The 25,293-nt window shown below is 43.2% G+C and carries 25 protein-coding genes; 10 read left to right on the top strand and 15 right to left on the bottom strand.

The genetic code is table 11. The annotated features are described in order from the left end of the window. Positions 1-22 precede the first annotated feature (22 nt). Positions 23-355, top strand: a complete 333-nt coding sequence (locus MAS10914_RS0124605) for a DUF433 domain-containing protein (protein ID WP_017318606.1) — start codon at positions 23-25, stop codon at positions 353-355. A gap of 238 nt (positions 356-593) precedes the next feature. On the opposite strand, the gene MAS10914_RS30995 is transcribed toward MAS10914_RS0124605, so the two are convergent. From MAS10914_RS30995 to MAS10914_RS0124590, 3 genes are all read right to left on the bottom strand, one after another. Beyond that, positions 594-3,428 carry a pentapeptide repeat-containing protein gene (locus MAS10914_RS30995; protein ID WP_017318605.1) on the bottom strand — a complete coding sequence of 945 codons (2,835 nt, stop codon included), beginning with the start codon at positions 3,426-3,428 and terminating at the stop codon, positions 594-596. A gap of 753 nt (positions 3,429-4,181) precedes the next feature. Next, positions 4,182-4,655 (bottom strand): hypothetical protein, encoded by a 474-nt coding sequence (locus MAS10914_RS0124595; protein ID WP_017318604.1) that lies wholly within the window; start codon positions 4,653-4,655, stop codon positions 4,182-4,184. 309 nt (positions 4,656-4,964) lie between these two features. Next, entirely contained in the window at positions 4,965-6,458 is a 1,494-nt protein-coding gene (locus MAS10914_RS0124590; protein WP_017318603.1) for a hypothetical protein, read from the bottom strand. Positions 6,459-7,076: 618 nt separating this feature from the next. Between MAS10914_RS0124590 and MAS10914_RS0124585 the strand changes: the two genes are divergently transcribed. From MAS10914_RS0124585 to MAS10914_RS0124575, 3 genes are all read left to right on the top strand, one after another. After that, positions 7,077-7,592: a hypothetical protein gene (locus MAS10914_RS0124585; protein ID WP_017318602.1), complete on the top strand. Its 516-nt coding sequence runs from the start codon at positions 7,077-7,079 to the stop codon at positions 7,590-7,592. 232 nt (positions 7,593-7,824) lie between these two features. Continuing rightward, a complete protein-coding gene (locus tag MAS10914_RS0124580; protein ID WP_017318601.1) occupies positions 7,825-8,277 on the top strand; it encodes a hypothetical protein in 453 nt (150 codons plus the stop codon). Between the two features lie 150 nt (positions 8,278-8,427). Beyond that, positions 8,428-8,715, top strand: a complete 288-nt coding sequence (locus MAS10914_RS0124575; RefSeq protein ID WP_017318600.1) for a hypothetical protein — start codon at positions 8,428-8,430, stop codon at positions 8,713-8,715. A gap of 133 nt (positions 8,716-8,848) precedes the next feature. On the opposite strand, the gene MAS10914_RS0124570 is transcribed toward MAS10914_RS0124575, so the two are convergent. Then, positions 8,849-10,249 (bottom strand): amidohydrolase, encoded by a 1,401-nt coding sequence (locus tag MAS10914_RS0124570; RefSeq protein ID WP_017318599.1) that lies wholly within the window; start codon positions 10,247-10,249, stop codon positions 8,849-8,851. An 82-nt stretch (positions 10,250-10,331) separates the two neighbouring features. Here MAS10914_RS0124570 and MAS10914_RS0124565 point away from each other — a divergent pair, with 82 nt between their 5' ends. Beyond that, the gene (locus MAS10914_RS0124565) at positions 10,332-11,129 is read left to right on the top strand and encodes a cysteine hydrolase family protein (RefSeq protein WP_026082789.1); all 798 of its coding nucleotides are present in this window, start codon (positions 10,332-10,334) and stop codon (positions 11,127-11,129) included. A gap of 194 nt (positions 11,130-11,323) precedes the next feature. After that, positions 11,324-11,779 (top strand): cupin domain-containing protein, encoded by a 456-nt coding sequence (locus MAS10914_RS0124560; RefSeq protein ID WP_017318597.1) that lies wholly within the window; start codon positions 11,324-11,326, stop codon positions 11,777-11,779. Positions 11,780-11,862: 83 nt separating this feature from the next. Here MAS10914_RS0124560 and MAS10914_RS0124555 read toward each other — a convergent pair whose 3' ends face one another. Further along, positions 11,863-12,234 carry a GxxExxY protein gene (locus tag MAS10914_RS0124555; protein WP_017318596.1) on the bottom strand — a complete coding sequence of 124 codons (372 nt, stop codon included), beginning with the start codon at positions 12,232-12,234 and terminating at the stop codon, positions 11,863-11,865. 176 nt (positions 12,235-12,410) lie between these two features. On the opposite strand from MAS10914_RS0124555, the gene MAS10914_RS0124550 reads away from it, so the two are divergent. Continuing rightward, the gene (locus MAS10914_RS0124550; protein ID WP_017318595.1) at positions 12,411-14,006 is read left to right on the top strand and encodes a CocE/NonD family hydrolase; all 1,596 of its coding nucleotides are present in this window, start codon (positions 12,411-12,413) and stop codon (positions 14,004-14,006) included. A gap of 104 nt (positions 14,007-14,110) precedes the next feature. On the opposite strand, the gene MAS10914_RS0124545 is transcribed toward MAS10914_RS0124550, so the two are convergent. Next, positions 14,111-14,317, bottom strand: a complete 207-nt coding sequence (locus MAS10914_RS0124545; RefSeq protein WP_017318594.1) for a hypothetical protein — start codon at positions 14,315-14,317, stop codon at positions 14,111-14,113. 13 nt (positions 14,318-14,330) lie between these two features. After that, positions 14,331-14,894 (bottom strand): peptide deformylase, encoded by a 564-nt coding sequence (gene def / locus MAS10914_RS0124540; RefSeq protein WP_017318593.1) that lies wholly within the window; start codon positions 14,892-14,894, stop codon positions 14,331-14,333. Between the two features lie 195 nt (positions 14,895-15,089). On the opposite strand from def, the gene MAS10914_RS0124535 reads away from it, so the two are divergent. After that, a complete protein-coding gene (locus tag MAS10914_RS0124535) occupies positions 15,090-15,992 on the top strand; it encodes a cell division protein FtsX (RefSeq protein ID WP_017318592.1) in 903 nt (300 codons plus the stop codon). An 82-nt stretch (positions 15,993-16,074) separates the two neighbouring features. Next, positions 16,075-16,893: a DUF3598 family protein gene (locus tag MAS10914_RS0124530; RefSeq protein ID WP_017318591.1), complete on the top strand. Its 819-nt coding sequence runs from the start codon at positions 16,075-16,077 to the stop codon at positions 16,891-16,893. Here MAS10914_RS0124530 and MAS10914_RS0124525 read toward each other — a convergent pair. Both MAS10914_RS0124525 and aat read right to left on the bottom strand, forming a co-directional pair. Beyond that, the gene (locus tag MAS10914_RS0124525) at positions 16,890-18,257 is read right to left on the bottom strand and encodes a pentapeptide repeat-containing protein (protein WP_017318590.1); all 1,368 of its coding nucleotides are present in this window, start codon (positions 18,255-18,257) and stop codon (positions 16,890-16,892) included. The genes MAS10914_RS0124530 and MAS10914_RS0124525 overlap by 4 nt on opposite strands. 184 nt (positions 18,258-18,441) lie before the next feature. Next, positions 18,442-19,017 carry a leucyl/phenylalanyl-tRNA--protein transferase gene (aat, locus tag MAS10914_RS0124520; RefSeq protein WP_017318589.1) on the bottom strand — a complete coding sequence of 192 codons (576 nt, stop codon included), beginning with the start codon at positions 19,015-19,017 and terminating at the stop codon, positions 18,442-18,444. A 105-nt stretch (positions 19,018-19,122) separates the two neighbouring features. Between aat and MAS10914_RS0124515 the strand changes: the two genes are divergently transcribed. Continuing rightward, on the top strand, positions 19,123-19,452 hold the full coding sequence (locus MAS10914_RS0124515; protein ID WP_017318588.1) for a hypothetical protein: 330 nt from the start codon (positions 19,123-19,125) through the stop codon (positions 19,450-19,452). A gap of 65 nt (positions 19,453-19,517) precedes the next feature. On the opposite strand, the gene rpsN is transcribed toward MAS10914_RS0124515, so the two are convergent. From rpsN to MAS10914_RS0124485, 6 genes are all read right to left on the bottom strand, one after another. After that, entirely contained in the window at positions 19,518-19,820 is a 303-nt protein-coding gene (gene rpsN / locus MAS10914_RS0124510; protein ID WP_026082788.1) for a 30S ribosomal protein S14, read from the bottom strand. 160 nt (positions 19,821-19,980) lie between these two features. Beyond that, positions 19,981-20,697, bottom strand: a complete 717-nt coding sequence (gene nth, locus MAS10914_RS0124505) for an endonuclease III (RefSeq protein WP_017318586.1) — start codon at positions 20,695-20,697, stop codon at positions 19,981-19,983. Next, the gene (gene rseP / locus MAS10914_RS0124500; protein WP_017318585.1) at positions 20,673-21,776 is read right to left on the bottom strand and encodes an RIP metalloprotease RseP; all 1,104 of its coding nucleotides are present in this window, start codon (positions 21,774-21,776) and stop codon (positions 20,673-20,675) included. Before rseP ends, nth begins: the two co-directional genes overlap by 25 nt. Before the next feature lie 298 nt (positions 21,777-22,074). After that, a complete protein-coding gene (gene serS, locus MAS10914_RS0124495) occupies positions 22,075-23,355 on the bottom strand; it encodes a serine--tRNA ligase (RefSeq protein ID WP_017318584.1) in 1,281 nt (426 codons plus the stop codon). 294 nt (positions 23,356-23,649) lie between these two features. Continuing rightward, complete coding sequence (locus tag MAS10914_RS0124490; protein ID WP_026082787.1) at positions 23,650-23,946, bottom strand: hypothetical protein; 297 nt, start codon at positions 23,944-23,946, stop codon at positions 23,650-23,652. Between the two features lie 249 nt (positions 23,947-24,195). Next, on the bottom strand, positions 24,196-24,765 hold the full coding sequence (locus MAS10914_RS0124485; RefSeq protein WP_017318582.1) for a DUF3611 family protein: 570 nt from the start codon (positions 24,763-24,765) through the stop codon (positions 24,196-24,198). Positions 24,766-25,293 lie beyond the last annotated feature (528 nt).

The following is a 25,293-nucleotide window of genomic DNA, read 5'->3' as shown; positions in this document are numbered from 1 at the left end:
CTGCCAATCATCTGCGATCGCCATGACTCGTCAAGAAATCGAACATCAACTTGTCAACCTATCGCTGGCTGACAAAGCAGAGATTATTCAAAGTCTAACCAAAAACCTTAGCACTGGTGGAAGGGGAATTACCAAAACTCCTGGTGTGTGTGGTGGGGAAGCTTGTATTGCGGGAACCCGAATTGCTATTTGGCTTTTAGTTGAAGCACGACAACTTGGTATTCATGAAGCTCAACTATTGCAGGACTATCCTTACATCACCGCAGCAGATCTCGTCAATGCTTGGGCTTATGCTGATGCTTATCCAGAAGAAATTGCCGCCGCAATTCGTGCTAATAATGAAGTTGTAGCCTAGCCAATGGCACGTCTGTATAACGAGCGATCGCATCTCAGGAATCCCTACAAGGTCAGTTGATTCGGGTTGTACGTCCAGCAATTTAGGCTTCCAAAAATTAGACTGCCTTTACTAAACTCCGTGTCTTCTGCGTTCTCTATGGTATACGTTAAGCGCATGCTACGCGAACGATTTTTCGTTACCTGTGCGTAAGTCCTGTTCAAGTCTGAATTTCAAGTCTGAATTCTGAATTGGTGTTCTAGGATTCATCAGAATCTTCATCTAAGTATGCTAAGTCTTTGCCCTCAAGGATTGTTCCTGCAAAGTTTGCCCCTTCACGCTTAGTCCATCTAAGGTCCGCCTCTCTAAGGTCCGCCCGACTAAGGACCGCCTCACTAAGGTCCGCCCGACTAAGGTCCGCCCCACTAAGGTCCGCCCCTCTAAGGACCGCCCCTCTAAGGACCGCCCGACTAAGGTCCGCCTCACTAAGGTCCGCCCGACTAAGGTTCGCCCCACTAAGGTTCGCCCGACTAAGGTACGCCCCACTAAGGTACGCCCGACTAAGGTCCGCCCCACTAAGGTCCGCCTCTCTAAGGTCCGCCTCGTAAAAATCTTTGCGGATGAGAATGCAGTTTTGCAAATTTAAAAAACTCAACCGTCTTAAGCAAAATACTTGATCATTATAATTAACTCTCTGCCCATACAGTCGCGAAATCCAAACACCAAAATCTTTAAAATATTCTGTCTTTTCTTCTCCTGGAGTTTTTATGATTGAATCATGCCATTTAATCTGAGAAATTTCTTTTGTGACTCTGGCGCAAGCATTCAAAACAGCTAACAACGCTTCTTCGGCATTACGTGCTTGTCGGGTTTCTTCTTTAAAATCCTTTAACTTTAATTCTTCCATGGGCATACCATCACGCAGCATAAAACTAATGAGATGGCATAGTATCTTCTGCCATTTGCCAACTTCACCTTTATCCTTCAACTGCATTTCACCCAGAACAAACTTAAAAATGTACTCATCCATAGCAGTTGAACCGCAAAGTTTAGCCCACGCTTTTAGAGCCTCTTTTTCATCCCATCCTTTATCAGAGTCATTTTTGCGGTCTTCCAAATTTTCGTAAATTGTTTTGACTCCCCGCACAATGCGTCTTGCAGTCAAATATTCACCAAAACTCTTGTGAGTAAATTCAAAAGTATTTTCATCATCTTTAACTTCACCTTTACGGAAATAAAAGGCAGTCAAAAGACGAGTTACCCCTTTTTCTGCAACTTGCTTATATACTTCAAAGAGTTGTTTTAGATGCCGATTGTTAGCGCATTTTTCTTCAATCTTTTTAACTGTTGTTGTTCTTCCATCCCCATGCCAGCAAGCTATAGCGATTTCTTCAAGAATGCGGGCAAAATCTTCCAGTTTTTCAATATCATGTTCCTCAACAGCCGCGTGTTGTGTGTTCTTCTCCCAGCCTCGTTGATAAACTCCTTCTAATAACTGCCCATAGATATAACTTAAATTGCTGCTTTGCTCAGATTCCAATTTACCTTCCACAAAAACAGATGCCACTAGGTAGCTTTGCAAAGGTTGGGAAGTAATTTCTGTAAAATCTTCTAACTCTAAGTCTGATGGTAATTTATCAAAATTTTTACCTATAGCTTTACCATATTTCTGCCACCAAAGGTTCCGCTGGTCTTGTTTTAACAACCCTTGCTTATCAATGTAATTCTTTCTGTGGTTTTCTGTGACAAAATAAGGCAGAATATGTAGAATTTGATGGCTTTGACGCAACACACTGCTATGAGCCTGCTGCACTACCAATTCACGACCACTGACTAAGACTTGCAAGTTGCAATTGTCAGAGTCATTAAACTTCTCTACTTGTCTCTGCACAACACTAACAAATTCTTGGGCAATGTCTTTGTCAATTTTGCCCCGCATTGATAACTCATCTAATCCATCAAAAATCATCAATAAGCGTGATACAGAATTATCTCGTTTTAAGGGATTTTGAGGTAAAGGAATACGATGTGTAGATTCAATAAAATTGCTGAGTCCTTCTACCAAATCAGCCTTTAAATTAAAAAGATGTAAAGGAATAAATAAGACTTGAATATTGTGTTTTCTCTTTTCTTTTACTAGCTCAGATGCAAACCATTTAGTAAAAGAAGATTTACCACTTCCTGGTCCTCCACTAATAACACGGATAGCATCATTAGGATCAGCCTTATTTAACCAAGCTGCCAATTCACTTTCTAGCTCAACAACGATTTGCTCATATCGTTTATCTTTTGTTATCTGGCGCTCAACCTCATCATCATTTTGCTCCTTAATCTCACGTTCATAGTATGCACGTAAGGGAACATAAACATCTCTCAGGGTAAAAACTTCATCAAAAATTCGTTGATTGACTTGGTTTTGCAGCCATGCTGAATACAACCGCCATGCTTGTTCCTTTTTTCCTTCTCGTTCAGCAGCTTGACTAAAAGGACTATTGAGTTTTTCTTGTAAATTAATATATTTATTACTATTATTATTCCACTCTTGATGTAAGGCATAAACAAACTGAGTGGGAAGCCTATCACTGATGACTTTTACCTGTGCTTTATTAAGACCAAAACTTTCTAACCATTCGGCAAAAGGAGTTTTGACTGCTTCAATAAAATAAGTTTCTTTATCTGGAGCAACAGGAGTTTCTTTTGATTTAATAATAAGCGATTCTATAGGAGCGTCAAAAAAGCCAGGATAAATAGTCAGTTCTTTACCTATTAGAAATATAGTTAAGCAATATTCAGAAAGCGCCACAATGATATTGTCGGTTACTTGCGTATCTATCTGTCGATAGTCTTTCACCAAGCTCTCTATTGCTTGCTTGAGAGAATGGAGAATTAGCAACCAAGCAAGTTCTTCTGGTTTATGTTTTAGCCCCAGTGATGCTCCAATGTCTACAAGATTTTCTGGTACGTTGCTTAAATTAACAGTCGCAAGATTTGCTATTGTTTTGGCTAATGCTGTCCAAAGTTCTCGCTGCTTAATCTCAGGTTTCCTTTTTAATTTATCGGGCTGAGTGACGCGAATTCCTGGTGTGCTGCTCATAGCCGTTGTATTATTTACGCTGGTAGAAATACTTGTTTTATTTATGAAAACAACGTTTCACATCGCTTTTCCTAAGGCTAACATAAGTCCGCGCAGGCAGACTTGGTTTGTATAGCCCTAGACTTCCAGTCTGAACGCGAGTGCGTGCGCCTTACAGCAATTTTCGGGTAAATAGACCACATTGTAGAGACGCGCCATGGCGCGTCTCTACAGGGATTGAAATGAGTGCAGATGTGGTTCATTGATTTGAAAACCGCTGTAAAAGGCGATGTGTTATACAGCAGAATTCAGAACTCAGAACTCAGAACTCAGAAGTAAAAAGGGCTTTCTGTCTGGCTTTTAGACGACAGCGTTGTACTTCATTTACTTGCAAGGTGCTGTATGTCCGGTAAATTGCTTATCATAAAACTTTTGTGTAGTAAGGACTTAAGTCCTTACTACAAACTTTCACACAATTATTCAACCGGACATGATATTAATTGCAATGCGATCGCTCTCAAAACAACACTTCGACCTCTGAACTCGGAACTTCGACCTCTGAACTCGGAACTTCGACCTCTGAACTCGGAACTCCGACCTCTGAACTCGGAACTCCGACCTCTGAACTCGGAACTTCGACCTCTGAACTCGGAACTTCGACCTCTGAAACTCCAAAATTAAAGCTTTGAACTCGGAATGCCGAGTTCCACACTCAAACATCCAAGCTCAAAGCTCAAAATTTCAATTTTTAACGTAGAATTACCGAGAAATTTTCTACACTTCCGACTTTTGAGGCTGCGCTTTGCGAGATTTACGGGCAAACCTGCGTCCCATTTCATCCACTACTGCATCTAAACCTGTCCCTTTTCCGCTTGCTTTTGCGTAGTTGTAAACTATCAACCCCGCCGCATAGGCTTGACTACCAGCTGCCATAACAGTATCATCCACTAGTTCTTGCAGTTGAGTCAACGACAGCAAAACCGGGTACAACGCTTCAAATAATTCCACATCCCGGCGCATATCATACAAATCAAACGACCGAGGTAGAAAGTCTGGATTCTGCGTCCCCACTTCTAACGCCCTAGTCACAAACGCCCGACTCTTGTCGCCTAACTTAGGTAAGGATTTACGCTCCTCAATTGTCAACCCTACCAAAAACGGTAACTTTTCACGAATGGTAGCAATAGCCTGCATGACGGCTTGGCGATCGCTTTGGGAAAAACTAGCACTGATCCGATTGTCTGCCATTTGTCATACTCCTTTGGGATATCTAGATACAGTGTTCCCAAAAAGAGAAAGGCGATCGCGCTTTAGGGCGCTGGGCTTTGCCCAATCGCCACTCCTTATATGTAGGGTGCGTGATAGCGCACCTACCAAGGTTTTATATTTATTTTATATTTAATTTTGAATGAACGGTGCGAACACGAGTGCGTGCCCGTAAGCGCAGCGTGTCCGTAAGGACTCAGGGCTTAAAAATACAACGTCCAAGTTTAAAACTCCATCCAAATAGGGTGGAGTCCCCTACACCCCTATACCCCTATTCCCCTGCACCCCTAGTTACAGTAGCGCTTCGCCTCGCCGATAAAGTTCACGAGCAAAATCTGTCCACATTCCTTGTCCCCAATATCGGAAACAACTTGTTTGCAATAACAAGTTGTACAGCAATGCTTCTTGATACTCAGAACTCTGTGTCACTGTAGGGTCTTGCTGCACTAAAGTGTCATACTTTTCGTGAAACAACACGCTGAGTTTCTTCATCGGATCTAATACATTTTCGTACCCTTGAACCCAACTTAAATTATTTGTCCAAGAAGCACCATCCATGTGGAATTGATGGTCTGTTTCTTTTAATTCTCCTATTGCCTTTTCTACTGCTTCTGATGTGGCATTTTCTGGATCTACTCGCTGCCAAATTTTGTGTTGCTGTACAGCTTGACAGGTCGGATAATCGTCAGGATGAGCACCTGCACTTTCAATCATTTCCAAATACTCAGTACCGTTGAGTGCAACTGTTCCTGAATGATTACCCCCTGAGTCGCGGATTTCATGATACACCCTCAACAAATCGCGGGGATATTCATTCATCATTACACCACCATTTTCCCCATCAGCAATTTGGGTGACTAAAGAGGGGACAGTTACATTTCCAAGCTGCTGCTTACCCCTTCCTTTTGCCTCAAAATAAGGCTGCATCTGAGCCACTAATTTTGTATCAGAACCTTGGGTTTTAATTAATGCTGTGATGCTGATAGTTTCACCCTGAGAATTGCGAGCAACCAAACGATTTGGGATATATTTATCGTCATGATGTAGTCCAGAACCATCCAGACGTTCTACCGAATGTTCTTGCACCATCAGCCAACGATAGCCGCATTCTTTCAAAGCTTTAATATATTCAAACAGCGTATCTGGGTGATTGGGCAAGTGCATTTCTGGAGGAGAAAAGCCCTTGACTCGCTTGAGGGCATCATAGCCAAAAATGGCTGCAAAATAATGTTGCCATGCTTGAATATGGAGTTTAATATCAGGAATTGGTGTGGAAGGAATAACTGCATGACTCCACATTGTTCCCAACCATTCAACGTAGGGCTGATATTGGGGATCACAGGTGATGCGTTTAAGATTGTTCAGGATATCCTCTCGTCCCATCTGTTGCAATCCCCACAACAAATTGCCCGAATAGTCAAGCATAATCCGAGGATTGCAACCTTCGCTCACAAGTTGGGGAATGAAATCTCCCATGCGGCTATAGCACCAGGCAAATGGTTCTGCGTTATGGTTATCTCCTTGATGGGGATGTTCAAACATATACTGAAGGTTGCTAATAAGTTCCCCATGAGCACCCGCAGGAATGGTGGGTTGATGCATATGGAGGGCGCAAGCAAACCCAGCTGTGATATCTTCTAAGGGTCGATTTGTGCTGTTGAGAAATACGGGGTTATCCTGTTGAACAACTGAACGAATTTCTGCTTCCCAACCGCAAATATTTGGCAATCCTGACTTTAATTCTTCCAAGACAGGTAGGTTGGCAGATGGTGCTGTTGCAGTCATAATAATTATTTTAATCCTTAAAACTTATTGCAAGAAAAAACCTGCAAGCAGAAGGGGCAATAGCAGAAGAACAGACGCAATAAAAACGAGAGTTCCCGGATCAATTTTAATTTGTGGATCGCGCATTCTACGCCCTTTCCGAAAGCAGGTACTATAAACGATTCATAGCGAGTTGATTAACAAACTTGCTCAAGGTCACTCTACCTCAATGTGCCTCTTGTCACCAATCCACAACCCCATCTATATTTCGTACCATAGATTTAAATTAATTGCTATACAGCTAATGATAGATAAAAAAGGTGTTAGTACAGCGAGCAATTACCCATACACCCCTACACCTACTTTCACCTGGTAACTTTATTTATGATCACCTATTTTGCTGTCACAAAAATAAGGGTATAAAAATTCTAGAGGAAGGCTAAGTTCTTCACGAAGGTTATCTCAGGTCATCCCCATAATTTTGTCAGCAGATCAACATATATATTCTATTTTCAAGCGAATTTTTATTTTCAATTAAGACCTAATGTCATTAGGATACAAACCTTTATTGAAGAGCAATTATAATTTAGATTCATTCAAATAAAATCATCACTAGAGAGATTTATCAGGAGATAAATTGTGACTCAAGATTATTCAGCAAAATGGTGGGCAGCATTTATATGTATTGCTTTTATCGAAGCAGTGTTGCTCATTCTGTTAATTTCCCGACAACCTAGTCCACTCCTTTTTGTAGCAATCATTGCTCTTGCATTCCTCCTGTTTCTCATTCCTCAGCTTGATGATGTTATTTCATTGACTTTTGACAGAGGAAAACTCGAAAGCAAGATAAATACAATTGGCAAGAAACTCGCTACAACTAAGTCAAGAACTGACAAGCTATTTTTGTTATCAATGTCAAAATCAATGTATGAGAACCTAAAGAAACTTGCTGCGGGTAGTTTTGGTTCTTATCAAATGAATGATGTTCTGGAAAGAGAACTTTATTACCTCAAGGATATAGGGTATATAGAGGTCGGTAGAATTCGTGACATTCCATATGAAGGGAGTAATCTTTCAGAATACGTGAAAGTAACGGATTCTGGTAAGCAATTTATCGAACTTCGTAAAAGCGCAGAAGAGGAAAGCAAAGGTTAATGTTACAGCAGAATTCAGAACTCAGAACTCAGAACTCAGAAGTAAAAAGGGCTTTCTGTCTGGCTTTTAGACGACAGCGTTGTACTTCATTTACTTGCAAGGTGCTGTAACTTGCTCGAATTAATCCAGGGTAATCTACACTTTTATATCAGCAACTTTCCAGGGGAACGCTTCGGTGGGAGTGGGAGTCAGAAATGCGTTACCTTAGAATATGTAGTGCTAGATATCACAAGTGTATAAAAGTAAAATCACTTACCTATTATTTACACTCACCTTGGTGATTATCCTTAGTTGGAGTTCCATCTCAAAGTTACCAGATGTACTCACTTGCCAGCAATCAAACGTTTTTCGAGCAACAGGTGAAAGATATTACACACATCCTCAGAAAGTCGTAGTTGAGCCTTGGCGGGGTGAGCATCATGTTTACGCAATTTTCATGATTCCCGGTGGACATCTCAATGATAAGCTGTACACAGTCACAATAGAAGGCGTTGGTACTTTCTGCGGAGAACTTGCTTTTGCTGGCACTACCGTTGCTTATGGCGTTTCCGCTAAACCAGGACATTACCTAATGAAGGCATTATTCAAGACTCGGGCTGCTGTTTGGCTCATTGCTCAAGGAAAGGGAGATGAGTTAAAGCAGCCACGTCACTGGAGAGTGGGTTATGCAAAGATAGCAGAATAAAGTTAAGGGATGAAAAATTAATCGTACTTAATGACTCCACACTTCATGATCTTTGTGAAATACGTTTGGCTTCTTCACAAGTTCTTGACCTTTTACATCTAACTTTTCAATTAAAATTCCCAAGGTAACAGTTATTTTCCTTAAGGATTTATGATTCGTAGTTTTCGACGATACCATCGCCAGATTGGTATTGTTTTATGTCTGCCCTTATTTCTCACCGTGCTTAGTGGCATGGGCTATACCATTGCAGATGAATTGTTGCACCAAGACAAGTTAGGCGAATTTTTCCTCCGACTCCACACCCTAGAAATCTTGCATCTAGGAGAAATTTATCCCCTTTTAAATGGTTTGGGATCAATAGGACTATTAATTACTGGTCTAAGTATGACAAGTTTATTTCGCAAACGCGGTGATACAAAAACGTTGGATGGGAGCTGAAAGGGATCATTTCACGCTCATTAGTAACGAATTTAGCAACAGATGATTTAACGAATGAGTCATCTATGGGACAGTCAGATAAATCATACATCAGCTACAACATCTGTTGCTAATTTTTGCGTGAGGTAAGTCCCTATGATAAACCCATCACTGCACGATAATGTGCTTCTATTTGAGCAACAGACTCAGACTTGCGCTTTGTATGCCACTGACTGTGGTTAAATAATTGTTGCCGCAACTCATCCACGTTGATATTGGTCACTTTACCATCAGCAACAATTTGCTTGCCATTTACCCATACACTTTCTACAACATTGGTGGGACGACCGAGAACTAATAAACCGATGGGGTCTGTACGTGGTAGCAGTGATAAGCTGGTGAGATCATACATAACTAAATCAGCTTTTTTGCCAACGTTGAGAGAACCGAGTTCTTCAGCCATGTTCAGTCCCTTTGCACCTCCCAAAGATGCCATTTCTACCGCTTGACGAGGTGTAATCCAGTGCTGATAATCTAAATCTGTGACGTTATGCAGCATAGAACCAATTTTGATGGCTTCTAGTAAGTCTTGCGAATCATTGCTCGATGCGCCATCACAACCAAAAGTGACGTTGACTCCAGCTTGACGATATTTTAAAATCGGGGCAATGCCACTGCCCAAACGCAAGTTACTTAAGGGATTATGGACAACTGTGGATTTGGTTTCAGCAAGGATGGCAATGTCGGTGTCGCTTAAGTGGACGCAATGGGCAAGGGTAGTGCGATCGCTCAAATAACCAATATGCTTCAGATGTTCAACCGCGCTACAACCGTATTTTTCTTGCGCTAATTTTTCTTGCGCTTTGGTTTCCAGTAAGTGGGAGTGACGGCAAAGATTGTACTTATTGCTTAACTCACTACACCCCTCAAACAAAGCATCAGAACACAACTGTATTCCCGTGGGCGCAACTAAAATACTCATACCCTCATCCGGGCGATGAAACTGTCTGGCTGCTTCTTCGATCAGATCCAGTGTAGCTTGTGTTGAGCGAAAATAAGGCTCGTGATTTTGCTCGGTTTCTCCTGATGGAATACCAGCGGTGAGGGATTCATCTTGAATGAGGGGAGAGACAAAGGCGCGAATGCCAACTTCTTTGTAGGCGCGAACAGCAGTAGCAATTGTTTCTAACTCTTGCCCTGGAATTAGCACCAGATGATCCACTACACTTGTACCACCGGAAAGCAGGGTTTCTACTGCCGTTCCCAAAGCACTCAGGTAAACTTTTTCTGTATCAAGAGGAACAAAGTCGTAGAGTTCCGCCAGCCATAATTCTAAAGGAAAAGGTGGAATAGCCCCCCGTTGCCACATTTCCGAGGAGTGGGTGTGGGCGTTGAAAAATCCTGGCAAAAGGAGTTTATTTTCACCGTTAATTGCCGTACCGATCACCTCCAAACTGGGTGCAATAGCGGCGATCGCGCCGTCTACAATCTGCACATCCACGGTTGCATAATCATCAACAGTCGCAATCAAAACATTTCGGATAGTAAAGTTCACGATTTAAACCTTGATTAAGTAATGAAACGTTTAGGAGATTTTCAAGCTACAAAATAAAGAATGGTGTTGGGTATTGGAATGTATGAATATGCCTCTTCGGAATTTAGGAATTGCACCAAACGCATGGGCAGTCAACCATACGTTTGCAGATATCACTCGTCCTCCCCAGACCCCACAACCCGTTATCTTATCAACAGAAACCAAAACCCTGCGCCTCGATTTGGCAAAAGCTGCCATTCTCGTCATTGATATGCAAAACGACTTTTGCCATCCCGATGGCTGGTTGGCACATATCGGTGTGGATGTGACGCCAGCGCGTAAACCCATAGAACCTTTACAAAACTTATTACCTGCACTTCGCCAGAAGCGCGTCCCCGTCATCTGGGTGAATTGGGGAAACCGTCCCGACTTACTCAATATTAGTGCTAGTGTGCTTCACGTCTACAACCCCACAGGTGAAGGCGTGGGATTGGGCGATCCACTGCCCAGTAACGGTGCTAAAGTACTTATGGCGGGTAGTTGGGCTGCGGCGGTGGTAGATGAACTCCAACAATTACCCCAAGATATTCGCGTGGATAAATACCGCATGAGTGGGTTCTGGGATACCCCCTTAGATAGTATCCTGCGGAACCTAGGAAGGACGACACTATTTTTTGCAGGTGTCAATGCTGACCAATGTGTAATGGCTTCCTTGCAAGATGCCAACTTCTTAGGATATGACTGCTTGTTAGTCAAAGACTGTACCGCCACAACTTCTCCTGACTATTGTTGGCTGGCTACACTCTACAACGTCAAGCAGTGCTTTGGTTTTGTCACTGACTCGCAAGCGATTGTAACAGCGATTAATGGCTCTTCGAGCGAAGTTATGAGTCATGAGTAAAAACTTATAACTTTCTTGTCTCGAAAAATTTCATAATTCTTAATGATTGCAACCTAAAGTTAAACTAACGGCTTCATACAAGTTGATAGGCATTTATGAGAGTTCGTCAAATTATATGTGGCTACATCTAAATAGTGCATAAGTTCTCATAAGTTCTAACTATTAAACCCTGAACAATCAAGGAGGATAAATAAATGCAGGCTAGTCGTTGTGTCATTCCCGTTATCAAATCTCCCAAAGATTATCAAGCATATCGCATTAGTCCCCATGACACAAATCGCTTGGCGATTATCTTCGATACGGCAAGTGCTAATACTTCTTTGACGTGTTGCGTAGAAATTTTTGATGTTGGTGGCAAAACACCGCCTAATCGTCATCAGTGGGCGGTAGAAATGTTTTTTGTCCTTAAAGGAGAAGGAATAGCAATTTGTGACGGGAAAAGTGTCCCAATTAAAGCAGGAGATAGTTTGTTAGTTCCTCCCACTGGCACTCATTTGATTAAAAATAGTGGTTCTAGTCGGTTATATACGCTGACTTTTATGGTTCCTAATGAAGATTTTTCGGAATTAATTCGTAGTGGTATACCAGTGGAGTTGGATGAGGAAGATATGGCGGTGTTGGGGAGAGTGGATAGGTTAATGCCGTATTGAAAAGATTAAAAACCACAGATGGACACAGATGGACACAGATGTTTTTCTTATCTTTGTGTATCTGGGTGTATCTGTGTTTTTATTTATTGTATAATCCGCTTAACTTCAACTTTAGGATTACCAAAATTCATAAGTAAACAAAGTTTGAGTCGAGTAGCTTTTAAGTAGCTTAGACACTGGGCAAAGTGGATTGACTCTAAAGTCTTCACTGCTTTAAGTTCTACCAGTACACAATCCTCTACTAGCAAATCGGCAAAATATTCTCCAACTATAACGCCATCATATAGTACTTCTATCCTGTACTGCTGCTTTACCCGTAAACCAGCTTTTCGCAACTCATAAGCAAATGCATTTTCATACACCTTTTCCAAAAATCCAGCACCCAAAACATTACTCACCTTATACGCACATCCAAGAATCTTCTGCGTAAGTCTATCAATATCATCTGTGTCCATCTGTGTCCATCTGTGGTTTAATTAATTCCTCCATCATAACCATGCTAAAAATCCATATACACATCCAAGAATTTTCTGCGTAAGTCTATCAATATCATCTGTGTCCATCTGTGGTTCAATTCTTAATTCCTCCATCTTAAGTCATGCTCAAAGTCCATCCCAAACAAACCGCATCGATGCTGACTCGTGATGGCGTGCGCTTGGATGCAGACATCTACCACCCTGATGGTGTTGGAGAATTTCCTGTATTATTAATGCGACAACCCTATGGTAGAGCGATCGCATCTACTGTCGTCTACGCCCATCCTAGCTGGTACGCTGCCCACGGCTACATCGTGGTTATTCAAGATGTCCGGGGACGCGGTACATCACAAGGAAAATTCAAACTCTTTGCCCACGAAATTGAAGATGGTGAAGATACGGTAAAATGGGCTGCAAATTTACCTGGTAGTACTGGCGCAGTAGGGATGTATGGCTTTTCCTACCAGGGAATGACTCAACTATATGCTGCTGCTGCTAAACCAAGCGCCCTAAAAACAATTTGCCCTGCTATGATTGCCTATGATTTATATGCAGATTGGGCTTATGAAGGAGGCGCATTTTGCTTACAAAGCAATCTTGCTTGGGCAATTCAATTAGCTACAGAAACCGCCCGTTTAAAAAAAGATAAAAAGGCTTATCAAGCGCTGTTTGCCGCTTCGCGCAATTTGCCTTTACATGACCCAATTCCCACTCATCCAGAAATCTTGAAGAATTTTGCCCCAGACTCTTTTTATCACGAGTGGTTGGCGCATTCTCAACCCGATGAATATTGGGAAAAACTTTCTCCCAAAACATACCTCAAAAATGTTGATTTGCCCATGTTCCATATTGGAGGATGGTTTGATACGTACCTGCGTGGCACTTTAAATTTATATAAAGATATGGCAGCAAGAAGTGCATACCGACAACAACTGTTAGTCGGACCTTGGGCGCATTTGCCTTGGAATCGCAAAGTCGGTGCGGTTGACTTTGGTGTCAACGCGGGAAGCCCTGTAGACAGGATGCAATTATGCTGGTTTGACCAATTCCTCAAAGGTATGGATACAGGATTACTGAATGAGTTGCCAGTTTGGTTATTTGAGATGGGGAGTAATTTTTGGCAAGCTTTTCCTAATTTATCTATATCAAACCAGCGATCATATTTTTTGTCAACCACTGGACTCGCCAGCATCAGGGAAGGCGAAGGCATTCTCACCACAACTTGTCCTGATTGCACTGATGACGTATTGGTTCACGACCCTTGGCGACCAGTTCCATCATTGGGTGGTCATGCTGCGATTCCTGCTGGTTGTTTTGAGAGAACGCATATTGATTGCCGTTCAGATGTCTTGACTTATACCACTGAACCGCTAGAGACAGACCTGTATTTGGCAGGTGATATTGTCGTTGAAGTCTGGTGTAAGTCTGACAAAGCCAGTTATGATTTGTGTGCAGTTCTGTCAGATGTGTATCCTGATGGGAGAGCGTACAATTTGGCTCAAGGTTATCTTCGTTGCCAAGACGGAACTCATTCCCTCAAAAGAACAATTCAATTACAGGCGACTTGTGCAAGAATTGCCAAAGGTAATGCCTTGCGACTAAGTTTGAGTGCGGCGTGTTTCCCAGCTTATGCGATGAATCCTGGCAATAGTTCAGAGTTGAGTATGGATGCTGAGATTATCACTTTGACGGTGAGTTGCACAGGTGAGAGTCAATCGCAAATCTTATTACCAGTGGTTGAACCATCTTGATTGATACTCATACCTCACACTGTAAGTAAAAGGCAAAAGGCAAAAGGTCAAAGGATTTACTTTTCCTTTTTCCTTTTTCCTTTTCCTTTCTCTACACCTGATGCTTATTTAATATTAGCTTTAGCATCCCTCACTGCAGCAACAAAAAATAATCCTGTCAGTGGAATGCTGAGTCCCAGGATAATTGCAGTTGTTTGAGTACCCAAATCCGGTTGTCCAGAACTGAGTTCAAAAATGGAACCTACCGCCGCTATTGCTGTAATACAAGAACAAGCCAGAAATAAACCACTTTTTGGAGTAACTGTATTCACTACTGTGATCACCCTATGCTACTGGTTTGACAGCCTGATGTGAAAAGCCGTGCTTAGATAGCTCTTGTGCCAAAGCCAAAGAGTTATCTACGCGATCTACAAATACCACACCATTGAGGTGATCCATCTCGTGCTGAATGCAGCGTCCGAGCAAATCTCCAGCCTTTAAAGTCCGGGGACGCCCATACTCGTCTTTGTAAGAGATTTCTACAACTTGCGGGCGCTTCACATCCAAGTAAACCCCTGGAATACTCAAACATCCTTCTTGCGCCACGCAGATCTCACGGCTCACCTGTTTTACAGTGGGGTTAATCAACACCAGTGGTGGGTTAGCTGGGTTATCTGGTTCGCAGTCAATGACAATGAGTTGTTTGTGAATTCCCACTTGGGGTGCAGCCAAACCAATGCCATCCTTGCTGTACATAGTTTGCAGCATTTCACGTACCACTTGGCGAATTTCTTCGTCTACTTTAGGCACGCGTTTAGCCCCTTGACGGAGGACGCGATCGCCCAAGTAATGAAGTTCCAATGGCGGATTTTGTAACTTTTTCTTCTCAACAGCGATTTCTATAGGCATGATCCTGTAACTCACTTATATGGGCTAGGTCTTATATCGTGTCAGTTCTTTAATCTTAACAATTCCAGCGCCCTAGCTGGACTAGGTAAAACCGACTACTTAGAGGTCATGGTATCCTCAAGTGCTCTGGCTATTTACCACCCGCCGCGAGTATAAAAGGTACTGTTATTTCCTACAAAAACATCGGGGTGTAAAGTGGTAAAGTTGTTCACTAAACTTGACTATCTGCTCAAAGAAACTTTCTTGGGTTTGCAACGCGGCGGATGGATGAACTGGGCGGCTGTGAGTACTGTCGCTGTCTTACTATTCTTATTTGGCATGAGTTTGCAAACTTCCTGGCAATTAGAAAAACTGCTCAACCAATTTGGTAGTCAGTTGGAAGTCTCAGTTTATCTCCAACCAGATGCGAGGGCGGAAGTGATTTCGCCACTTGTGGCAAAAATGCCAGAGGTAGAAGATCTCAAAACAATTACCAAAGAGCAAGCTTGGACAAAGTTAGTTCAGGAACTGGGAATTTCTGATATTGAGGAAGCCACCCAGCAACTAGGTCATAATCCTTTGGTAGATGAATTGAAAGTGAAAGCGCGAAACTCTTCTGCTGTACCAACCTTAGCAACGCAACTTGCAAAGTTAGAGGGAGTTGATAGCGTGCAGTATGTGGATGAAGCTGTCAAACGCATCGCCCAATTACATCAAGCTTTGAACTGGATATCACTAACCATTACCATCATCCTCTCCTTAACCGCAGTTGCTGTTACCTCAACCACCATTCGCCTGATTGTCATAGCGCGTCGTCGGGAAATTGAAGTCATGCAACTGCTGGGGGCAACTTCAGCGTGGATTTATCTACCGTTTATTTTACAAGGAATGACCTTTGGCTTTCTTGGGGGTGCTACTGCCTGGAGTTTCATCAGCTGCATTCAACAGTTCCTCAGCCAGTGGTTAGCCAATCAACCCGAATTTATTCGATTCCTTAACAACGGCTTGCAACTCACTGCGTCACAATCTTTACTCTTACCCCTGATTCTCCTGAGTTTTGGTGCAGCAATAGGACTATTTGGGAGTCTTTTTGCGGTGCAGCGATTTGCCAAAAGCTAGAACTTGTGAATTATAAATTATGAATGATAAAAAATTTCCTCTTCATAATTTATAATTCTTATTAATTTAAGAAATCATAAATATGCGCTCACAATGGGAAGCTTTGCTGAAAAATCTCGGTGAATGGCAAGGTTCATTTACCCGTTTGTCGCCTCAAGGTGAAATTCAAGAAGATATTCCCAGCATAGTTTCCTTAGACGGGTTGAACAACAACCAGACAATTCGCCAGACAATCTGCTTAGGCCCAAATGAAAAGGTTTTAGAATACTCTTCCTTAGGACGAAGTGTGCTGTTTTTTGAAAATGGGGCGTTTTCTCAAGGTTCCATCCAGCTAGGACCATTTTCCGAATTTGGGGCAGAATTTGGTTTAATTTACGAAAATCACCGCTTACGCCTCATTCAGTTATTTGACAAAAACCTCCAGCTAGACAAGCTTACTCTGATTCGAGAGCATCTGGCTGGAACTCAACCACGACAACGCCCAACCTTAAAAGTAGATGACCTTTTGGGAGAATGGCAGGGTGAAGCAGTGACAATATATCCAGACTTGCGTCCTCCCCAAAGTTATCCCACCAAAATGCAATTGCAACTTGATAACGCTGGGCGATTAATGCAAAGCTTAACCTTTGGGGAACGCACAATTACCTCAACAGCGACTGTCAAAGACTCCATCATCCACTTCAACCAAGATCCGCAAAAACAGGTGCAAGTATTACTTCTAAGCGATGGTGCTTCTGCAACTTCCCCACTCAAGCTGCAATTACGTCAACCACTTTTTCTTGAGGTAGGTTGGCTGATAGAACCCAATCTGCGTCAGCGGATGATTCGCAGCTACAGCGAAAAAGGCGAATGGGTTAGTTTGACGTTGGTCACAGAACGCCGGGTGGCTTGTGTTAACTAAATTTGTGATAATTTGGACGATGGGCTAATAAATTGGCTAAATTCCCCGTCTTTAAAAGACTCTTCCCAATTGGTGGGTAAGCGATAGGGATTAGGATTGTCTTTTGTGGGTACATACATGAAGATGTACTCGCACTTTACACCATCAAGTTTGGTTTCCTGTGTAATGCCCCAGTCGCCGATGTATGCGCCTGTAAGAGTTGCACCTCTAAAATCAGTTCTGTCTAATTGCGCCCTTGTCAGGTTGGTTCTGGAAAGATCAGCATCTTGCAAGTTAGATTCATTGAGTTTAGCGGCAATCAAGCTAGCATCTTTGATATTGGCTCCCTGCAAATTGATACCTTGCAAGTTCCAGCCATCAAAATTTTTGTTTTGTAAGTCTTTGGTAACTAACAATTGTCGTATGTTTTCATCCTCAAGATAGGTTGTCCTAACGTCAGCAAGATTCAGCTTCTGCACTTGAAACCAGCAGGTACGTGTCAGGATGGATTTGATGAAATTGCTATTCTTCAGTCTTGCCTGGGTAAAGTCAGTATCTGTCAAATCGCACCCTTGAAAACTGGTTCCGCGTCTTGTCACTAAGCCAAGAGCAACATTGCGAACCCAGCTTTGCTTTTCGTCTTCCAGTAAGGCAAGGCAAGCAACGTTAGCAGACAAAACTATTGTTGATACTGTAACTGTCACTGCCAGTGTTCCTGCTACGACACCACCAATCTTTGCCGCTGCAACGACCACCGCCCCAGCAACAGCCCCTGCCGCTGCCACGGTTACTGCGACTGCCAATAACCCAGCGACAGCCCCTGCGACGACTGCTGCCCCGGCTATGACCACGACCCCTGTTGCAGCCACGACCACTGATACAGCCCCTGTAACTATCACTGCCACGAGTGCTGCCAATTCCATTATCCCTGTCTCAGTAGCTGTCCTAACCCATGCCACTGCCACTATCCCAGCCCATGCCACTGCCGCAACCCCAGCCCATGTCACTGCCACTGCCAAAAATCCAGAGGCTGCTGTCACTCCTCGGCACAGAGTGATCAGAAAAAAGACTAACAAGACTATTAAGCTGATTGTGCCAACATAGATATTTTCACGGTTCCCATTCACTAGAATAAATCCCACCAGAGAACCACTGACACCAGATAGCAATCCTGATACTGCCGACAGCAGTAATGCAAATATAACTAAGGCAAAAGCCCAACGGCGTTGTAGTCCCGCTTTGGCATGGCTAAAGTTTGCTCTTCTAAGGATGGCATCTGTAAAGTCAGCACCCCGGATATCGCAATAGGAGAAGTCTGCACCTGTTAAGTCTTGCCCTTTGAAGGATTTGCCTCTGAGCCTAGCACGGCAGTAGTTTTGAGTCACGTTTAATGACAACAGAATAGGGACACTTTTAACTACAGGTTGTAGAATACCAGTTTTTCACTGGTTTAGATATCACTCAGGTGTCTCAATTTTGTGGTTAATATGCAAAAATTCCCTCCAACTATGACTTATGCTGTCCTTTTTCATGAGTGATTTGTTGTTACAAAGGACTCATCATAGTTGACTAAAGTAGGGAACAGGGACGTTGCAAAGCTTTGTTAAGCAATTCTTGATACTCTTTATCCCTCACCCGATAAGCACCAAATCTTTCCAAATGAGGATTCATCATTTGAGCGTCAAACAGCACAAATTGCCTCTCCCGTAGCCTTTGCACCAATTTCACCATCGCCACCTTTGAACCCTCGGGGATGCGGTAAAACATCGACTCCCCAATAAAAGCACCCCCAATCACAATTCCTAAAATTCCCCCAGCGAGTTCATCCCCTTGCCAAGTTTCAAAACTATACGCCCAACCAGCTTGGTAAAGTTCCCAGTAAATCTCTTTTAACTCTGGTGAAATCCAAGTTAGTTCTCGGTTAGCACACCCAGCCACGACAGCTTTGAAATCGCGGTTAATCGCAATAGTAAAACGCTCTTGATTGAGGACACGCTGCAGGGACTTGGGGTAGCGAAATCGTTCATCCAAGGGAATGAAAGTGCGATCGCGACTTGCATACCACCCCAAGGCATGATTCTCATCAGCCATGAGAAAATAGCCTTGAGCATAGCCTTGAATAATAGTGGCGATATCATATTGCATAAAAATAGGTGAAAAATACGGCTTGTAGTGGACGCTTGAGCACCTACTACAAACCCAATTTTCTAGCACGCTAATGTTTGTAATATGAAGATAAGATAAAGAACAATGACAGAACAAATTCCACCCATCACCCTGCCACCACCTCAAAACCCCATGCTTGAGGGAGAATGGTTGCGAAGAAGCTTGCATCAGTGGCTTGATGAAGAATTTATCCCGGAAGCAATCAATCAGACAATTGCCCAAAGAGCAGCACAGATTTTTGTGCGTCAACGGATGGAAGGAGAAAACGACTTAGGTTCTCTGGTCATTGCTATTGTCACAGAGATGCAGTCGTTTGATTTTTCCAAAAGTTTCTACGGAGAGTTTGCTATTGCCAACGCTGTCAGCGATTTACTCCTAGATAGTCTGGGAATTGATAGATGTTGCGGGCAGTAATTTTGTTAGTTGTTAGTTGTTAGTTGTCAACAAGAACCACTAACTACTAACGACTAACCACGCGCCTACCAACTAGATTTAACCACTCCGGGCAAAAGACCTTCGTGTGCCCATTCCCGCAGGACATTGCGAGACAGACCAAAGTCTCGATAAACTCCTCTGGAACGACCTGTTACCCAGCAGCGGTTGCGGCGGCGGCTGGGAGCGCTATTGCGGGGTAGCTGTTGAATTTCGCGGTGAATTTCCAGCTTATCAAGAGGAGATTCTGCTTGTTTGAATTCTTCTAGCAATGCTTCGCGCTTTTCAGCGTACTTTTCCACCATTTTGGCGCGTTTTTTCTCGCGCTCAATCATGCTCTTTTTTGCCATAATGTCAGTAATTTCTTTAAAGACAGCATTTACCATTCTATATAATGGCACATCTTTTGACATAAACTCAGTTTGCAATTAGCGCTCAGAGCGTTCGCCGTCAGGCGTGCCGCAGGCTAGACAGCGCTAACTACAAACCCTGCATTTCCTTGGCAGACCACTAAGGGGTTTCCTTAACTTTTGCCTTCACAGTGACCTGTGGCACGTTAAAAGCAGAAGGACAGAGTTCAGCCAGTTGACATGCTTCACACGCGGGCGATCGCGCTTTACAAATCGCCCGACCATGATAAATCAGCCGAATTGACCAATTTTCCCAGTCTGGTTGAGGCAATAGGAGCATCAAATCTCGTTCAATGCGGATGGGGTCTGTGTGTTCAGTTAAGCCCAAGCGCTGGCTTAAACGCTTCACATGAGTATCAACAGTTACCCCAGCATTGATTCCATAAGCATGAGCGAGGACGACATTTGCCGTTTTGCGCGCCACACCAGGAAGCTGCAACAGCTGTTCCATCCGCTTTGGCACATGACCGCCAAACTCATTGACAATCATCCGACAGGCTGCTTGAATATTCTTCGCCTTATTGCGGTAAAACCCGGTGGAACGAACCAAGTTTTCTAACTCTGTCAAATCAGCATTTGCCAGACTGGCTGCATCCGGAAACTTACTAAACAAGGCTGGTGTTACTTGATTCACTCGTTCATCCGTACACTGAGCCGAGAGAATGGTAGCTACCAGCAACTGCACTGGGGTTGAGTAGTTTAAAGAGCAAGTTGCATCTGGATAAAGACGGTTTAGGCGAACTAGGATTTCTAGCGCCCGTTGCTTCACAGATGACCGTTTGCGGCTACTAATCACTGGAATAATTTTTGCACCCACTCCAATTGGGTAGTTTCTTTGAGTATGAGAAAAATCCCTAGCCCTAAAAGTATCACCAAACCAGTTTGCATGACACCTTCTTGAACGCGATTAGGCAAGGGTTTACCGCGTAAACCTTCAATTAGCAGAAAAGCTAGTTGTCCCCCATCTAAAGCTGGTAAAGGCAAAATATTGATCACAGCCAAGTTAATGCTGATCAAAGCAGCAAAGAAGAACAAACTGCCTGTATCATTCTGGGCAATGTTGGCACCTATTTCCACAATTCTCACTGGACCAGCAACTTGGTTAGCTGTCTCGCCGAAGTTCGTGATTAATTGCCCAAAACCTTGGAATGTCATTGAGACAATCCGCTGGAATTCTTTAGCGCCAGTCTTGAAAGCTTCCACGGGGTTGCTCACGGGACGACGCTCAACTTTGACGTTGAGACCAAGTCCGATGCCGATACTACCCTCACCGTTTGAGTTTGCTTGAGGAACTACGGTCAAAGACAGCTTTTGGTCATTACGCGCAATTTCTAGTTGAATTGGCTTATCTGGATTAGTTTTAATTATTTCCCTTAAAGCCTCTAACTCTTGCTGCGATGCCCCAAATTGTCTTTGATTAGCTGCTAGGATGACATCTCCTTTCTGAATTCCTGCTTTGGCTGCGACAGAACTTACATTTGGTGCTAGCTGTTGGATCAAAACTCCTGGTTGGGGTTGGCTTGCTTGTGGTATGCCAACAAAACCAACCTGCGTGACTAAAAGGAAGTAGGCAAATATTAAATTCGCTATCACTCCCGCACTAATGACAATCGCCCGATCTAAAATGGGGCGGTTACGCAAAAGATTCGGGTCATTGGCTGGAATATTGGTATCTGGGTCATCGTCAGGAAAACCGACAAAACCACCGAGAGGAAAAGCTCGGATAGCGTATTCAGTCTGCGCTCCTTGATATTTCCAGATAACCGGACCAAAGCCTAGAGAAAAACGATTGACGTAAATCCCCTGGGATCTTGCCGCAATAAAATGTCCAAACTCGTGTACCAGGATCAGAACAGCCAAGACTGCGATCGCTGCTAAAGGCGCAAAAACTGACATAGAAAGAATCAGTGAACTTATTCAGCTATACTTTTTCATTTTAAAATGTGTCCCAGTCTACCACTGGTCTGGTGTGCTGATTTTCTAGCTTTTTCGGTAATTCTTAAGGGGGAGTTATAAATTGTTAGCCGAAGCGTGGTTCTTTGTCACAACGCTCCAAATGTACAGACGCGACGCCAGTCGCCTGACGCCGCTCCCCAAGGGCGGAGGGAACCTCCGCACGGGGGTGGCTCCGGAGGGAGACCCTCCAAAGGGCGCTGGCTCGCCATGGCGCGTCTCTACAGCTAATCAGCCTACATCACAGCACTTCACGTCCTATGTAAGGTTGCAGCGCTTCTGGTATGCGTACTGTCCCATCCTCTTGTTGATAATTTTCCAAAATTGCTGCCATTGTACGTCCCGCAGCTAACCCAGAACCATTAAGGGTATGCACGAACTGCGTTCCCTTCTTTCCGCTTTCTTTAAAGCGAATTTGACCCCGGCGCGCTTGGTAATCCATAAAATTGGAACAGCTGGAAATTTCCCGGTATTTGCCAGAAGACGGAAGCCAAACTTCTAAGTCATAGGTTTTGGCAGAATGAAATCCTATATCCCCAGTACATAACGCTACGACTCGGTAAGGCAGGTGCAACGCCTGTAAAATTGCTTCTGCATTGCCTACCAATTTTTCCAGTTCCTCACTAGAAGTGCTGGGATGGACAAATTTCACCAGTTCAACTTTGTTGAATTGATGCAGTCGAATCAGTCCCCGCATATCGCGCCCATAACTCCCAGCTTCCCGACGAAAACAGGGAGTATAAGCACAATGGTAGATCGGCAACTCTTCGGAATTGAGAGTTTCACCACGGTAAAGGTTGGTTACGGGAACTTCCGCCGTAGGCGCAAGCCATAAATCATCAGCCGCGCATTTAAAACTTTCTTCAGCAAATTTGGGCAGCTGACCCGTAGCTGTCATAGACTCGGTATTAATCAAAAATGGGGGAATGACTTCTACATACCCTGCTGCTATCTGGCGATCGAGCATAAATGCGATTAATGCTCTTTCCAGTCTTGCACCAGCGCCGATAAGGGTCACAAAGCGACTTTGTGCGACTTTCACAGCTCGCTCAACATTGAGAATACCCAACTTTTCGCCAATTTCCCAGTGGGGAAGAATGTTTGGGTTTTGAGGAATGTACTCATCACCCCAACGACGCACTTCTACGTTATCTTCCTCACTCTTACCAACAGGTGTAGAGTCGCTTGGCAAGTTGGGGAGTGTGAGTAAAAATTCTTCGATTTTGGCTGAGAGGTCTTTCTCCTGAGGTTCGAGTGTTCCAATCTCAGCTTTCACAGAACTGCCTTCATCGCGTAATGCTTGAATTTCTGGTCCTTTGGGGTTGCAACCAGTTTTTATCTTTTCAGGAATTAATTTAGCAATTTCGTTACTGCGTGCTTGGAGTTGATTTCGCTTCGCTTCCAATTCGCGTTGTTGTTTATCCAACTCTAAAAGCGGCTGAATGTCGTAGTTTCCACCACGAGTATTCAGCCGTTCCTGAACCAATTTTGGGTTTTCGCGTATTAGTCTAATATCCAGCACAGATTTGTTCCAGTCTCTAGCCTAATATTTTCTTTACAGTTAACACATCAGAATATGGTACTTCCGACTGGTGACAAGTGCAAAAGCCAAGTTCCTGGAAAATTTAGTCACCTTCAGGATAAAGTGAAGTTTTCACAAACTATATATAAGGGTTTGAACAAGCATATAAAGAGCTACAATGCTGTCTCAATTCATCAATTTGCTGGATCTAAATCCGTTTCTATAAAGTTTTCATGATAAATTCATGGCTTACCCTAGCCTTCTGCAAGCTGCCCTCCGGAGGTCATTTTCTCATCATTCATCTGTCTTAGTGACACGGACTGCCTGTTGAGTTGTTTCTGACTGTTCAAGGAAACCATTATTGCTCATTTGATTTAGGTTGTACTGACTCCTCTGTAAAAATTCTTGCTCTTCGTTTTTAGAATTTGAAGGTGATGGTAGCCAATAGCCAAGCACACCTGTTAAGCCACCCCAATAAATTGCCTGGTTTTGCTCTTTCTTATCAGCGACAAGCTGGAAAGTACACAACCCAAGTACGATAGTACTAAAAAAAACTTGTACGCCAAATGTCCATGCTTGTTGATGTTTCATAATACTAAGACCCTGAAAAAAACTTAAATTGAGTTTCTTTACAAGCTTTGACATCATCCAATAGCTGGATATTTGTCTAAGCTAGCCTATATTAAGATTCAGCTTAAGGGTGTCCATTTTCGTAAATTTACAGTGGAAATTTTTGATGAATTCTTCATAAACCTCTTGTACTGAAGAGAAAAGCACAGAATGACTTATTCGTCATGAAAGCAGCCATTACGAACGGCGAATTCTTAATTAAGAATTCCGCTAAGACTGTGGTTTAGAGATGCGATTGAGTAGCCAAATTGACGCAACAAGTCCGGCAAAATGTGCTGTAACTGTGTTAGTGTTTGCCTGCACAACGAAAATATCCAAGGATTGGATAATCCTACTAGGGTCAAGTTGAGTGTAAACTCCAGTACCTACTTGCGGTAGAGTTAATGACTTTGTGAGCAAAGTCCCGACAATCGCTTGCGCTCCTAACAAGGTCAACAGTATTCCCACCAAATGCACCAAAACCGCAAAGCGTAGGACTTGAACAGTTTCGGCTTTGCGCGGGCGGTTGTTAGCATTTGAGGACTCCAATTGATTACCAAGTCTGGTGCAACGAAAAGCTAAATAAATGCCCACTGCCAAGGCAATGAGTCCAGCAACTGCAAAAAAAGCACCGAAGCCAGTTCCTGGATTATTACTAGTGTTGCCAGCTCTCTGACTAAAGACTGCGAACAGCAAAATCACCCCAGAAACAACACCTAGCACTAACTGAATCCAGAAGCTAATCCAACCTGTCAGGCGAAATGCTTGGGCGATTGCCCGGAGTGTAGAGGAATCTGACATACTGATCACCAATGTGCTAGGGGTTTGATAAATTTACTATCACACTTAGCAAACAAGATAGGAGTATTTCTAGTAGAGAAATTCTGTACTAAACTCTTTTTTGAGAGTGGACACTCTTGAGTGAGCTTGAAATAAAACATGATTTTTTGCCTAATCTTTAAGCAAAAACCCTAAGGATAATTACTGCCCAACAAAGTTTTGATTAAGTTTTACATAAATACCGCATTTTCCATTTAAAATTGCTTAGACGGTATTTTATGCTTAAGCAGTCCTCACGCCCTTGGCATTACTTGACACTACTGCGGCATAGCCGTTGTCAGATCGCTCCTCAACACTATGTCAGAAGCTTGGGTAGGGGTACAAGTTTTTGTATCCCTATGGTTGGTGCATCCGTTCCACGGTTAGTAAGCGTGGAATGTGTCTCATGTCATTTTTGACCTTTGGTGATCCAGCCTAAGCAGCGCTATATACTTATCTCAAAAAGTAGTATTCTATACTGTTTACGGAGATTGTAAGCTCAACCCTTAG

This window comes from Mastigocladopsis repens PCC 10914 (assembly GCF_000315565.1).
In the GTDB taxonomy this organism is placed as follows: domain Bacteria; phylum Cyanobacteriota; class Cyanobacteriia; order Cyanobacteriales; family Nostocaceae; genus Mastigocladopsis; species Mastigocladopsis repens.
This window is presented reverse-complemented; position numbering and strand designations above follow the sequence as displayed.